This is a genomic window from Streptomyces sp. CA-135486, from assembly GCF_050936555.1.
Lineage (GTDB): Bacteria > Actinomycetota > Actinomycetes > Streptomycetales > Streptomycetaceae > Streptomyces.
Map to the genome: position 1 here is coordinate 834,158 of NZ_JBNJMM010000001.1, position 13,850 is coordinate 848,007.

Genomic DNA, 13,850 nt, shown 5'->3' on the forward strand with positions numbered 1-13,850 from the left:
ACCCGGCCGGTACCGTTTTCGCATGGGGAAGCACAGCACGCACCTGGTCTGGGACTGGAACGGCACACTGCTCGACGACATCACGGCGGTCATCGGGGCGACGAACGCCGCCTTCGTGGAGATCGGCCTGGAGCCGATCACGCTCGAGCGGTACCGCGAGCTGTACTGCGTGCCGGTTCCTCTGTTCTACGAGCGGCTGATGGGCCGGCTGCCCTCGGACGAGGAGTGGGCGGTCATGGACGAGATCTTCCACCGGCACTACAGCGAGCAGCGGATCGGCTGCGGTCTGACCGAGGGGGTCGAGGAGCTGCTGCGGGAGTGGGGGCTGGCGGGGCGCAGCCAGTCATTGCTGAGCATGTACGGGCACGAGGAACTGGTCCCGGTCGTGCGGGGCTATGGCATCGAGAGCCACTTCATACGCGTCGACGGACGGACGGGGCCGTCCGGTGGCGGGAAGGCGCTCCACATGGAGCGGCATCTCGTGGCGCTGGGCGGGGCAGCGGCGCCGGAGCACACGGTGGTGATCGGCGACGCGGTCGACGATGCGGTGGCGGCGGCGCATGTGGGGGCGCGTGCGGTGCTCTATACGGGCGGGTCGCACAGCAGGGCGAGTCTGGAGTCGGTGGGTGTGCCGGTGGTGGACACGCTGGAGGAGGCGGTGGAGGTGGCGACGTGGCTCGTGGCATGAGGGAGAGGCGCTGAGCCGGGAGCGGCGGGTGGCCGCCCGGGGCTGAGCCCGCCCCGTGGCGGCCCGTTCCGCCTGTCTCAGCCCAGCGGCGCCTTCGCCCGCAGGATCTTCAGGAACTCCCGCATCCACGCCGAGTGGTCGGGCCACGCCCGTGAGGACACCAGCGTGCCGTCCACCACCGCCTCCGTGTCCTGGAAGCTGGCTCCCGCCGCCTGCATGTCCAGTTCCAGCGCGGGGTAGGCCGTGACCCGGCGGCCCTCCAGGCCGCCGATCGCTGCCGTCAGCAGGGGGCCGTGGCAGATCTGGGCCACCGGCTTGTCGGAGTCGAAGAAGGACTTGAGGATCTTGCGGAGCTCGGGGTCGTTGCGCAGATACTCCGGGGCGCGACCGCCCGGGATCACCACTGCTGCGTACTGGCCGGGGTCGACCTCCGAGAAGGCCAGGTCGGCGGGCCAGGTGTAGCCCGGCTTCTCGGTGTAGGTGTCGAAACCCGGCTCGAAGTCGTGCACGACGAACCGCAACTGCTTGCGCGAGGGGGCCGCGATGTCGACCTCGTACCCCTCCTCCCGCAGCCGCTGGTACGGGTAGAGGACTTCGAGGGACTCGGCTGCGTCGCCGGTGACGATCAGGATCTTCACTGTCATGACTGCTCCCGGTGTCGGGCTGTCGACGGTGCCCAGGCCGGTGGGGTGCGGGGCGGCTGTCGACGGTGTCCGTGTCGTCATGGCCAACCTGCACCCCGGCGGGCGGTTTGCCAAGAGTGCCCCTGTGTCGCTGTCCAGAGTGTCAAACTTCCGGCCCGTCTTTTGTACACATACGGCTCATGACGGGTCGGGGGGCAGGAGCGATAGCCTTGACCCGTGATCAGCGCTATATGCCGTGGGGGCAGCGAAGCCCCCGGCCTGCGCCCGGAGCGCCACAGCGCCCGGGCGGTCGTTGATCTTCCCGTTCCGGCCCCGTTGCCAACATTGGCCCATAACGGCCCGGACATCTCTCATCGCGGCATAGCGTCGACTCCGACCGGACACCCCGCGTCGTGGCGTTGCGTCGCTTCTTTCACCTACGTCACGCAACGGCGCGCGACAGGAGCCAGAGGACATGCAGACCAAGCTGGACGAAGCCAAGGCCGAGCTGCTCGCACGGGCCGCCCGGGTAGCTGAGAACGGCCCGGTCGGGGGGAACCTTCCGACTGGGGCCGAGCAAGGGGAGCGTCCGGACCAGGACACCCTGCTCTCGTACCTCCAGCGCTACTACCTGCACACCGCTCCCGAGGACCTGGCAGACCGGGACCCGGTCGACATCTTCGGCGCAGCACTCTCCCACTACCGGCTCGCCGAGAACCGCCCGCAGGGCACGGCCAATGTGCGTGTCCACACGCCGACCGTCGAGGAGAACGGCTGGACGTGCAGCCACTCCGTGGTCGAGGTCGTCACCGACGACATGCCCTTCCTCGTCGACTCGGTCACCAATGAGCTCTCCCGGCAGGGCCGCGGCATCCACCTGGTGATCCACCCGCAGATCGTCGTCCGCCGGGATGTGACGGGCAAGCTCATCGAGGTGCTGCCGAGCGAGTCCAACGGAAAGCCGCTGCCCCACGACGCGCTCGTCGAGTCCTGGATCCATGTCGAGATCGACCGCGAGACCGACCGTGCCGATCTGAAGCAGATCACCGCCGACCTGCTGCGTGTCCTGTCCGACGTCCGCGAGGCGGTCGAGGACTGGGAGAAGATGCGCGACGCCGCGCTGCGCATCTCCGAAGTGCTCCCGAAGGAGCCGATCCCCAACGATCTGCGCGAGGAGGAGGTCGAGGAGGCGCGCGAGCTGCTGCGCTGGCTCGCCGACGACCACTTCACCTTCCTCGGCTTCCGGGAGTACAACCTCGTCGACGGAGACTCCCTCGCCGCCGTCCCCGGCACCGGCCTCGGCATCCTCCGCTCCGACCCGCACCACAGCGGCGACGACGCCCACGGCCACCCGGTGAGCCCCTCCTTCAACCGGCTGCCCGCCGACGCCCGCGCCAAGGCCCGCGAGCACAAGCTGCTGATCCTCACCAAGGCCAACAGCCGCTCCACCGTGCACCGGCCCAGCTACCTGGACTACGTCGGCGTCAAGAGGTTCGACGAGAACGGCAACGTCATCGGGGAGCGCCGCTTCCTCGGCCTGTTCTCCTCCGCCGCGTACACCGAGTCCGTCCGCCGCGTCCCGGTCATCCGGCGCAAGGTCGCCGAGGTCCTGGAGGGCGCCGGCTTCTCGGCCCACAGCCACGACGGCCGCGACCTGCTGCAGATCCTGGAGACCTACCCGCGCGACGAGCTCTTCCAGACGCCCGTCGACCAGCTGCGCTCCATCGTCACCAGCGTCCTCTACCTCCAAGAGCGCCGTCGGCTGCGGCTCTACCTGCGCCAGGACGAGTACGGCCGCTACTACTCGGCGCTCGTCTACCTGCCCCGCGACCGCTACACCACCGGCGTCCGGCTGCGGATCATCGACATCCTCAAGGAGGAACTGGGCGGCACCAGCGTCGACTTCACCGCCTGGAACACCGAGTCGATCCTCTCCCGGCTGCACTTCGTGGTCCGCGTCCCGGCCGGCACCGAGCTGCCCGAGCTCACCGACGCCGACGTCGATCGCCTCGAGGCCCGGCTCGTCGAGGCCGCCCGCTCCTGGGCCGACGGCTTCGCCGAGGCGCTGAACGCCGAGGTCGGCGAGGAGCGCGCCGCCGAGCTGCTGCGCCGCTACGGCTCCGGCTTCCCCGAGGGCTACAAGGCCGACCACTCCCCGCGCGCCGCCGTCGCCGACCTGGTGCACCTGGACCGGCTGACCGAGAGCGGCAAGGACTTCTCGCTCTCCCTGTACGAGCCGGTCGGCGCGGCCCCCGGCGAGCGCCGCTTCAAGATCTACCGCACGGGTGAGCAGGTCTCCCTCTCCGCCGTGCTGCCGGCGCTCAACCGGCTCGGTGTCGAGGTCGTCGACGAGCGTCCGTACGAGCTGCGCTGCTCGGACCGTACGACCGCCTGGATCTACGACTTCGGCCTGCGCATGCCGCTGGCCACGGGCAACGGCGACTACCTCGCCGACGACGCCCGCGAGCGCTTCCAGGAGGCCTTCGCCGCCGTCTGGACCGGCGAGGCCGAGAACGACGGCTTCAACTCCCTGGTGCTGCGCGCCGGTCTGACCTGGCGGCAGGCGATGGTGCTGCGGGCGTACGCCAAGTACATGCGTCAGGCCGGCTCGACCTTCAGCCAGGACTACATGGAGGACACCCTCAGCAACAACGTCCACACCACCCGGCTGCTGGTCTCCCTCTTCGAGGCCAGGATGTCCCCGGAACGCCAACGGGCCGGCATCGAGCTGACCGACGCCCTGCTGGAGGAGCTCGACGCTGCCCTGGACCAGGTCGCGAGCCTGGACGAGGACCGGATCCTGCGTTCCTTCCTCACCGTCATCAAGGCGACGCTGCGCACCAATTTCTTCCAGGAGGCGGCGGGCTTCGCGCACCACAGCTATGTGTCGATGAAGTTCGACCCGCAGGCCATCCCGGATCTGCCGGCGCCCCGCCCGGCGTACGAGATCTGGGTCTACTCCCCGCGCGTCGAGGGTGTGCACCTGCGCTTCGGCAAGGTCGCCCGCGGTGGTCTGCGCTGGTCCGACCGGCGTGAGGACTTCCGTACGGAGATCCTGGGCCTGGTCAAGGCGCAGATGGTCAAGAACACCGTGATCGTGCCGGTCGGCGCGAAGGGCGGCTTCGTCGCCAAGCAGCTGCCCGACCCGTCGGTGGACCGGGACGCGTGGCTGGCCGAGGGCATCGCCTGCTACAAGACCTTCATCTCGGCGCTGCTGGACATCACCGACAACCTGGTCGGCGGTGAGGTCGTGCCGCCGTTCGACGTCGTGCGCCACGACGGGGACGACACCTACCTGGTCGTCGCCGCGGACAAGGGCACCGCGACGTTCTCCGACATCGCCAACGAGGTCGCGCTCTCGTACAACTTCTGGCTCGGCGACGCCTTCGCCTCGGGCGGCTCGGCCGGCTACGACCACAAGAAGATGGGCATCACCGCCCGTGGCGCGTGGGAGTCCGTCGAGCGGCACTTCCGCGAGCTCGGCCACGACACCCAGACCCAGGACTTCACGGTCGTCGGTGTCGGCGACATGTCCGGTGACGTGTTCGGCAACGGCATGCTGCTCTCCGAGCACATCCGCCTGGTCGCGGCCTTCGACCACCGGCACATCTTCATCGACCCGAACCCGGACGCGGCACTCTCGTACGCCGAGCGGCGCCGCCTGTTCGAGCTGCCCCGCTCCTCCTGGGCCGACTACAACAAGGAGCTGCTGTCCGCGGGCGGCGGCATCCACCCGCGTACAGCCAAGTCGATCCCGATCAACGTGCATATGCGCGCGGCGCTCGGCATCGAGGCCGGTGTCTCCAAGATGACGCCCGCCGATCTGATGAAGGCGATCCTCAAGGCCCCGGTGGACCTGCTGTGGAACGGCGGCATCGGTACGTACGTCAAGGCCTCCACCGAGTCCAACGCGGACGTCGGCGACAAGGCCAACGACGCGATCCGGGTCGACGGCGTGGACCTGCGGGTCAAGGTCGTCGGCGAGGGCGGCAACCTGGGTCTGACCCAGCTCGGCCGTATCGAGTTCGACCGCAACGGCGGCAAGATCAACACCGACGCCATCGACAACAGCGCCGGTGTGGACACCTCCGACCACGAGGTGAACATCAAGATCCTGCTCAACGGCCTGGTGTCGGACGGCGACCTGACCGTCAAGCAGCGCAACAAGCTGCTCGCCGAGATGACCGACGAGGTCGGCCAGCTGGTGCTGCGCAACAACTACGCGCAGAACGTCGCCCTGGCGAACGCCGTCGCCCAGTCCCCCTCGCTGCTCCACGCCCACCAGCGCTTCATGCGGCGCCTCGGCCGGGACGGGCATCTGGACCGGGCGCTGGAGTTCCTGCCGACCGACCGGCAGATCCGCGAGCTGCTGAACGCCGGCAAGGGGCTCAGCCAGCCGGAGCTGGCCGTTCTGCTCGCCTATACCAAGATCACGGTGGCGGACGAGCTGATCGGGACCGAGCTGCCGGACGACCCGTATCTGCGCCGGCTGCTGCACGCGTACTTCCCCAAGCCGCTGCGCGAGAGGTTCCCCGAGGCGATCGACACGCACGCGCTGCGTCGCGAGATCGTCACGACGGTGCTGGTCAACGACACGGTGAACACCGGTGGTTCGACCTTCCTGCACCGGCTGCGGGAAGAGACCGGCGCGTCGATCGAGGAGGTCGTGCGGGCCCAGACCGCGGCCCGCGAGATCTTCGGTCTCGGCGCGGTGTGGGACGCCGTCGAGGCTCTCGACAACAAGGTCGCGGCCGATGTCCAGACCCGTGTCCGGCTGCACTCGCGCCGCCTCGTCGAGCGGGGTACGCGCTGGCTGCTCGGCAACCGCCCGCAGCCGCTGGAGCTCGCCGGCACCATCGACTTCTTCGCCGACCGGGTGGAGCAGGTCTGGGCCGAGCTGCCGAAGATGCTGCGCGGCGGGGACCTGGAGTGGTACCAGAAGGTGCTGGACGAGCTGACCGAGGCGGGCGTTCCCGAGGAGCTCGCCGTACGTGTCGCAGGCTTCTCGTCCGCCTTCCCGACGCTCGACATCGTCGCGATCGCGGACCGCACCAAGAAGGAGCCGATGGCGGTCGCCGAGGTGTACTACGACCTCGCGGACCGGCTGGGGATCACCCAGCTGATGGACCGGATCATCGAGCTGCCGCGGGCGGACCGCTGGCAGTCCATGGCCCGCGCGTCGATCCGCGAGGACCTGTACGCGGCGCACGCGGCGCTGACCGCGGACGTGCTCTCGGTGGGCAACGGCAGCGCGACGCCCGAGGAGCGGTTCACGGCGTGGGAGCAGAAGAACGCGGCGATCCTGAGCCGGGCGCGCACGACGCTGGAGGAGATCCAGGGCTCGGACCAGTTCGACCTGGCGAACCTGTCGGTGGCGATGCGGACGATGCGGCAGCTGCTGCGGACGCACAGCTGAGGCGGTGACCGGTCCGTAGCCGGGCCGGCTTGAACTGCTGTGTCCTCAGTCGCCGGGCGGGCTCGATGCCGAGCCCGCCCGGCGACTGAGCGTTCTGCCCAGCCAGCCCGACGACCTCGGGTCCTTCGCGGCGCGTTCGATGCGTGACACCGTCGCGGTCAGCGGCTTCGGCAGCCAGCCGGTGAAGTCGCGTACGTCGCGTCCCGCCGCGCTACGGCACAGCTCGGCCACCTCCGCCGCACTCGGCCGGTCCTCGGGGCGGGCGGCGAGGCAGGCGTTCAGCACCTCGCGCAGCGCCGGAGGGTGCCCGCCGAGGTCCGGGGGCTCGCGGTCGGTGCCCGCGATCCGGGTGGCGACCACCAGCCCGCCGCCCTCTCCGTACGGATGGCTCCCGGAGGCGGCCTCGGCGGCGAGCAGCCCGAGGGTGAACACATCGGACGCGGGCGTGAGTTGCTTGCCCAGCGCGTGCTCGGGCGACATGTACTTGGGGGTGCCGACCATCCGGCCGACGGTGGTCAGCGAGGACGTTCCGACGGCCCGCGCGATGCCGAAGTCGAGCAGCCAGGGCCCCTCGGCGGTCAGCAGCAGATTTCCCGGCTTGACGTCGCGGTGTATGACTCCGGCGGTGTGTACGGCGTCGAGCGCGAGCGCCGCCGCGGCCGTCAGCCGGAGTACGCAGACCGGCGGCAGCGGCCCGTGTGCGGCCAGCGCGTCGTCGAGCGGCAGCCCCGGTACGTAACGGGTGGCGAGCCAGGGCCGCGGGCCTTCCGCGTCATGGTCGACGACCGGCACGACATGGTGGCCGTGCACCCGGCGGGCCGCCTCGACCTCGCGGGCGAAGCGCCTGCGGAAGCTTTCGCTCTGCGCGTGCTCGCGGCGGATCAGCTTCAGCGCGACGGGCCGGCCCTCGGCGGTGCGGGTGAGAAAGACGGTGCCCATGCCGCCCTCGCCGATCCGTGCCTCGAGCACATAGCCCGCGATCTCTCGCGGGTCGTCCGCGCGCAGCGGTTCAGGCCCCCCGTTCCCCATGCCCGACTCCCTTGGCGTGCCCCTGCCGTTCGGCGAGACGGGAGCCTATCGCGCGGCCGTCGCCGCCCACAGCCGTCGGCAGGAGAGCAGCGCGGCGAAGAGCAGCAGCCCGTTCCGTACGACCATGAGCAGCAGGCCGAGTGGGGTGCCGGCCAGCACATCGTCGTAGCAGACCGGGTAGGCGAGCGCGCTCAGTGCGGCGGCGGGCAGCATCAGCAGCGCGACCGTGCGCTGGGTGGTGTGCCGGGAGGTGAGGCACACGGCGGCCAGACCGAGCAGCCAGACCAGATACTGCGGGCTGATGACGCGGCTGGTGACGGTGAAGAGCAGTACGGCGGCGAACGCGGCGTCGAAGGGCGTGGCCGGCGTCCAGCGCAGCGCCCGCACCCGCCACAGCAGCAACCAGCACAGCGCGGCGACGCTCAGCAGCAGGGAGAGACCCGCCACGCTCGGCACATGGGGGCCGACGAACTCGAATGCCCCGTACTGGTACCGGACCGTGCCCGACCAGCCCATCTTGCGTGCGAGTTGGAGGACGGTCCCGCCGAGCGATTCGATCTGCACGCCCCTGGCGCCCTGTTGCCGCACAAAGTCCAGGCTGTGCGAGAAGCTGGACATGAGGACGGCGAGCAGCGCCGCGGCGCACACGACGGCCGAGAGCCAGGCCCTGCGTGTCGTACGTCCCGGGGGCGTGCCCAGCACGGTCAGCACCGGCCACACCTTGATCATTGCGCCGAGTCCGGCGAGCGCCCCTGCGGTGCCGGGCCTGCGCTGCACGGCCAGCAGCGCGAGTACGGCGACGGCGGTGACCTGGACGTCGTAGCGCGCGTAGGGGAGATGCAGCAGCAGCGGCAGTCCACACACCCACAGCCACGCGCCGCGCACACCCGCGCGGGCGAGGGCCAGCGTGATGACCGCGTCGGCGGCGAGAGTGAGGGCGACGAAGGCCTGGAAGTACGTCAGCCAGGGCAGCGCACCGGGGGCGAGGAAGACGAGCGCGGCACCGGGCGGGTACTGCCAGGTGATGTCGCCCATGGGGAACGCGCCCTGGAGGAGCTGTTCGTACCAGTGCCGGTAGAGGTTGTACACCTCGCCGGCAACGCCGGTGTCGCCGACGTGGTCGACGAGGAGCAGACCGAGCATGCCGAGGCGGGTGGCCGCCCAGACGGCGGCGAGCGCGGCGGGGTGCCGGGGGCGGGCGCGGCGGTGCGCGGTGCCGGGGAGGGTGATCCCCGGCACCGGGGGGAGATCGAAGGAGGGCGGGGGCGGACCGATCCGATGGGTCGTCATCGGCGGGTACTTTAGCCCGCTTTTGATAATTTTCCAGCTATTTCGTACTACTTCTTGCCACCGGTGAACGCCTCGTATGCGGCGACGACTTCCTTCGCCGGGCCGTCCATGCGCAGCACACCTGCCTCCAGCCAGATGGCGCGGTCGCAGGTCTCAGTGATGGTCCCGTTGCTGTGGCTGACCAGGAAGACCGTGCCCGCCTCCGCGCGCAGCTCGTCGATCCGCTCCTGGCTGCGCCGCCGGAAGCGGGCGTCGCCGGTGGACAGTGCCTCGTCGATCAGCAGGACGTCATGGCTCTTGGCGGCGGCGATCGAGAACCGCAGGCGGGCACCCATGCCGGAGGAGTACGTACGCATCGGCAGCGAGATGAAGTCGCCCTTGTCGTTGATCCCGGAGAAGTCGACGATGCCGTCGTAGCGCTCCTGGATCTGTTCGCGGGTCATGCCCATCGCGAGCCCGCCGAGGATGACATTGCGCTCGCCGGTCAGATCGGCCATCAGGGCGGCGTTGACGCCGAGCAGCGAGGGCTGGCCCTGGGTGAAGACCTTGCCCTCGGAGGGCGGCAGCAGGCCCGCGATCGCCTTGAGCAGGGTTGACTTCCCGGAGCCGTTGGAGCCGATCAGGCCGATCGCCTCGCCCTTGTACGCGGCGAAGCTGACGCCCTTGACGGCGTGCACCTCGCGCACGCCGGGAGCCGCCCGGCGGGAGACGATCCGGCTGAGGGCGGTGGTGGCGCTGCCCCGGCCGGTGCGGGCGCCGTTCACCTGGTACTTGATGTGGACACCGTCGACAACGACGGTCGGGGTCCGGTCGGTCTGCTCAGCCACGGCCGTACTTCTCCTCTGCCTGCCAGAAGTAGACGAAGCCGCCGGCCCCGAAGAGCACCGCCCAGAACAGGGCCAGGGCCCAGACGTGCGGGGGGAGCTGGGCGGCGGTGAAGCTGTCGATGAGGGCGAAGCGCACCAGGTCGATATAGACGGCGGCTGGGTTGCTCTCCAGCGCGAGCATCACGAAGTGGGGCAGCTTGTCGTGGTGGCTGAGCACCTTGTCGATGGACCACATCACGCCCGAGGCATACATCCAGGTGCGCAGGATGAACGGCATCAGCTGGGCGATGTCCGGGGTACGGCTGGCCAGCCGCGCCATGATCATGGACAGCCCGGTGTTGAAGCCGGCCTGAAGGAGCAGCGCGGGGAGTGCGAGCAGCCAGTTGACGCTCGGGAACTCGCCGACTGCGAGCAGGATCATGACCAGCGCGGCGAGCGAGAAGAGCAGCTGCTGGAGCTGCTGGAGCGCGATGGCGATGGGCAGGCTGGCGCGGGGGAAGTGCAGGGCCCGTACGAGACCGATATTGCCGGAGATCGCGCGGGTGCCGGCCATGATCGAGCTGGAGGTGAAGGTCCAGATGAAGACCCCGGTGACGAGGAACGGGATGAAGTCGGGGACACCGCTCTTGGTGTCGAGCAGTTCGCCGAAGATGAAGTAGTAGACCGCCGCGTTCAGCAGCGGGGTCATGACCTGCCAGATCTGGCCCAGCTTGGCCTGGCTGTACTGGGCGGTCAGCCGCGCGGTGGCGAAGGCGACGATGAAATGGCGGCGGGAGAAGATCTGGCGGGTGTAGCTGCGCAGGCTGGGGCGCGCGCCGCTGACGGTCAGACCGTGGCGCAGGGCGAGTGCGGTGAGGTCCTCCACCGGTTCCGCCGGTTTCTCCAGGGACATGGGAGGGTCAATCGTCTGGGTACTCACAGGGGCGGCCGCTTTCGGGGAGGGCGGATCGGCTCTGACTGACGGATTGGCTCTGGCCGACGGATCGACCCATGGCTGGCGACGGGACGGTCCCGTATCGTCGCTACGGGAAGGGTAGGGCGGAGTTACGTCGCAACGCAACCGTCTCGTCGTCCCGCTATGCTCCTGGGCATGACCACGGATCCGGGAACCCCGCGTCGCGCGCCGGCCGGAGCCGCAGTGCTCCGGGAGGACGTGACCGACGCCATTCGCGCCGCCGTCTTCGAGGAACTGGCGGCGGTCGGCTTCGCGCGCATGTCGATCGAGGGGATCGCGCGGCGGGCGGGCGTCGGCAAGACGGCGGTCTACCGGCGCTGGAAGTCGAAGCTGTCCCTGGTGCTCGACCTGGTCTCGGCGTTTGCCGCGCGGGGACTGCCGGCGCCGGCGACGGGTTCTCTGTACGGAGATGTACGGGCGCTGCTCGAGGTGGCCTCGCACGCTCTGCGCCACCCGGTGGCGTCCCAGGTCATCCCGGACCTGCTGGTGGAGGCGGCCCGCCACCCGGAAATCTCGGACGCGATCAAGACGGCGCTGCTGGACAGCCAGCAGGGGGTGGCGGCAGTGGTGGTACGCGAGGCGGTGGCGCGGGGCGAGCTGCCTGAGTCGACAGATCCGGACAGGGCGCTGGATCTGATGGTGGGGCCGCTGTACTGGCGGCTGGTGGTGGTCAGATCGGACGTGCCCGAGGGATACCTGGACGAACTGGCCGCGGCGGCGGTGGCCGCGCTCAAGGCATGAGGTGTTGGCGGGCCACGCGTGCGCGCACCCGCCAACACTCCTCAGCCGTAGGTCACTTCACCGCGCCGGCCATGACTCCCGTCACGAACTGGCGCTGGAACGCGAAGAACACCACCAGTGGGATGATCATCGAGACGAACGCGCCGGGCGCCAGCACGTCGATGTTGTTGCCGAACTGCCTCACCTGGCGCTGGAGCGCCACCGTGATCGGCGCGCTCTCCGAGTCCGCGAAGATCAGCGCCACCAGCATGTCGTTCCACACCCACAGGAACTGGAAGATGCCCAGCGATGCGATCGCCGGGCCGCCCAGGGGCATCACGACGCGGGTGAACAGCCGGATCTCACCCGCCCCGTCCAGCCTCGCCGCCTCCAGCAGCTCTCTCGGGATCTCGGCGAAGAAGTTCCGCAGCAGGAAGATCGCGAACGGCAGGCCGAACGCCACATGGAAGACGATCACGCCGATCGTCGTCTCGAAGATGCCGATCGCGCCGAACAACTTCGAGACCGGCACCAGCGCGACCTGGACCGGGACCACCAGGAGGGCCACCACCGCGATGAACCACCAGTCGCGGCCGGGGAAATCCATCCAGGCGAAGGCGTAACCGGCCAGGGCGCCGATCACCACCACCAGCAGTGTCGCCGGGACCGTGATCAGCACGCTGGACAGCAGCGAGTCGGTGATCGCCTTGTTGTCCAGCAGACGTGAGTAGTTGTCGAAGGTGAGTTGCGCGGGCGCGCTGAACACCTTCCACCAGCCGCTCTCACCGATGTCCGCCGGCCCCCGCAGTGAGGAGAGCAGCAGCCCGAAGGTCGGCAGCAGCCAGAACAGGCCCACCAGCACGAGGAAGACGCGCATCACGCCACCGCCCGCGCCCGCGGCGATCCGTGCGGCGAGGGACTGCTTCGCCTTCACCACACCGTCGTTCGTGGTCATCGGCGGGCCTCCCTTCGCATGCGCCGGATGTTGAACAGCATCACCGGGATCACCAGCAGCAGCAGGAGTACGGCGATCGCGCTGCCCAGCCCCAGATTCGAGTCCGTGCCGAACGAGGACCGGTAGAGCTGGAGAGCCAGGACGTTGGCGTCGTCCTGCGCGGACCCGGGCGCGATGATGAAGACCAGGTCGAAGATCTTCAGCACATTGATCATCAGGGTGACGAGGACGACCGCGAGGACCGGTGCGAGCAGCGGGACGGTCACCCGGCGGAAGACCTGCCATTCGTTCGCGCCGTCCACCCGCGCCGCCTCGAGCAGTTCGCGCGGCACGCTCGCGAGCCCCGCCGCGATCAGCACCATCGCGAAGCCCGCCCACATCCATACGTAACTGCCGATGATCGCCGGTGTGACGAGCGACGGGCCGAGCCAGTTGACGCCGTTGTACGGCTCCCTGAAGTTCTCGGCGGGCAGCCGCAGGCGGGCCCCGTCGGCGGACGCGGGCAGTGTGAACGTGCCGTCAGCGGCTGCCCTGGCCGATGCGACCACCTTGCCGTCCTTGACCGCCTCCACCTTGATGCCCTTGAGGCCGAGCTCCTTCGCGTCGATGGAGTTGGGCTTGCCGCCGCCCCCCTTGGTGAAGTCCAGCCAGGCGGTTCCAGTGATCTTCCCGTCCGCCGGCTTCGCAGGTTTCGCGGGCTTCGCGTCGGACGGCATCTTCGCCGGCGCGACCCCGACCAGCGGCAGCAGTGCTTCCTTGCCCGCGCTGACCGGCTCCTTGGTGACGAACGATCCGCCGCCGCCCGCCCGCAGCGGGTGCACCGGCATCGGATGCGCCTTGGGGAAGCCCGCCGACTCGGCGAAGGTGTCATGGACGCCCACCCAGACCGCGTTGGCGACCCCCCGCTCCGGATCCTTCTCGTACACCAGCCGGAAGATGATGCCCGCGGCGAGCATCGAGATCGCCATCGGCATGAAGACGATCAGCTTGAAGGCCGTGCCCCAGCGCACCCGTTCGGTGAGCACGGCGAAGATCAGACCGAGCGCCGTCGAAACGGTCGGCGCCACGACCACCCAGATCGCGTTGTTCTTGACCGCGGTCAGGATGGTGTCCTCCGTGAAGATCTCCTTGTAGTTGTCGAGCCCGGCGAAAGAGCTGCCGGACTGGTCGAAGAAGGACCGGTAGAGCGAGTACCCGATCGGGTAGACCACGAGCGCGCCCAGCAGCACCAGCGCGGGCAGCAGAAAGCCGGCCGCGACGATTTTACGTGTGCCTGTCACGCTCTTGCGCTTGTCGGCGGGGGGTCCCGGACTCGCCGGGCCCCCCGCTGCCGCCGCGGTCGTCACC

General features: G+C 69.5%; 10 protein-coding genes. 3 read left to right on the forward strand and 7 right to left on the reverse strand.

All coding sequences use genetic code 11. The features are described 5' to 3' along the window. Positions 1 to 22 precede the first annotated feature (22 nt). Complete coding sequence (locus ACQEVG_RS03820) at positions 23 to 688, forward strand: HAD family hydrolase (protein WP_432976964.1); 666 nt, start codon at positions 23 to 25, stop codon at positions 686 to 688. A 77-nt stretch (positions 689 to 765) separates the two neighbouring features. On the opposite strand, the gene ACQEVG_RS03825 is transcribed toward ACQEVG_RS03820, so the two are convergent. Beyond that, positions 766 to 1,332, reverse strand: a complete 567-nt coding sequence (locus ACQEVG_RS03825; protein ID WP_432976967.1) for a DJ-1/PfpI family protein — start codon at positions 1,330 to 1,332, stop codon at positions 766 to 768. A gap of 454 nt (positions 1,333 to 1,786) precedes the next feature. Here ACQEVG_RS03825 and ACQEVG_RS03830 point away from each other — a divergent pair, with 454 nt between their 5' ends. Then, on the forward strand, positions 1,787 to 6,727 hold the full coding sequence (locus ACQEVG_RS03830; protein ID WP_432976970.1) for an NAD-glutamate dehydrogenase: 4,941 nt from the start codon (positions 1,787 to 1,789) through the stop codon (positions 6,725 to 6,727). Between the two features lie 45 nt (positions 6,728 to 6,772). Here the strand turns inward: ACQEVG_RS03830 and ACQEVG_RS03835 are convergent, their stop codons facing one another. From ACQEVG_RS03835 to ACQEVG_RS03850, 4 genes are read right to left on the reverse strand one after another with little or no spacing between them, the layout of a single operon-like run. Next, on the reverse strand, positions 6,773 to 7,756 hold the full coding sequence (locus ACQEVG_RS03835; protein WP_432976973.1) for a serine/threonine-protein kinase: 984 nt from the start codon (positions 7,754 to 7,756) through the stop codon (positions 6,773 to 6,775). Between the two features lie 45 nt (positions 7,757 to 7,801). Next, positions 7,802 to 9,046: a glycosyltransferase 87 family protein gene (locus ACQEVG_RS03840; protein ID WP_432976976.1), complete on the reverse strand. Its 1,245-nt coding sequence runs from the start codon at positions 9,044 to 9,046 to the stop codon at positions 7,802 to 7,804. A gap of 47 nt (positions 9,047 to 9,093) precedes the next feature. Next, the gene (locus ACQEVG_RS03845; protein WP_432976979.1) at positions 9,094 to 9,873 is read right to left on the reverse strand and encodes an ABC transporter ATP-binding protein; all 780 of its coding nucleotides are present in this window, start codon (positions 9,871 to 9,873) and stop codon (positions 9,094 to 9,096) included. Then, entirely contained in the window at positions 9,866 to 10,765 is a 900-nt protein-coding gene (locus tag ACQEVG_RS03850) for an ABC transporter permease (RefSeq protein WP_432976982.1), read from the reverse strand. The genes ACQEVG_RS03845 and ACQEVG_RS03850 overlap by 8 nt, the downstream gene beginning before the upstream one ends. 186 nt (positions 10,766 to 10,951) lie before the next feature. Between ACQEVG_RS03850 and ACQEVG_RS03855 the strand changes: the two genes are divergently transcribed. Further along, positions 10,952 to 11,569 carry a TetR/AcrR family transcriptional regulator gene (locus ACQEVG_RS03855; protein ID WP_432976986.1) on the forward strand — a complete coding sequence of 206 codons (618 nt, stop codon included), beginning with the start codon at positions 10,952 to 10,954 and terminating at the stop codon, positions 11,567 to 11,569. A gap of 52 nt (positions 11,570 to 11,621) precedes the next feature. On the opposite strand, the gene ACQEVG_RS03860 is transcribed toward ACQEVG_RS03855, so the two are convergent. Then, positions 11,622 to 12,503, reverse strand: a complete 882-nt coding sequence (locus tag ACQEVG_RS03860) for a carbohydrate ABC transporter permease (protein WP_432976989.1) — start codon at positions 12,501 to 12,503, stop codon at positions 11,622 to 11,624. Further along, entirely contained in the window at positions 12,500 to 13,849 is a 1,350-nt protein-coding gene (locus ACQEVG_RS03865) for a carbohydrate ABC transporter permease (RefSeq protein ID WP_432976992.1), read from the reverse strand. The genes ACQEVG_RS03860 and ACQEVG_RS03865 overlap by 4 nt, the downstream gene beginning before the upstream one ends. Between the last annotated feature and the right edge of the window lies 1 nt (position 13,850).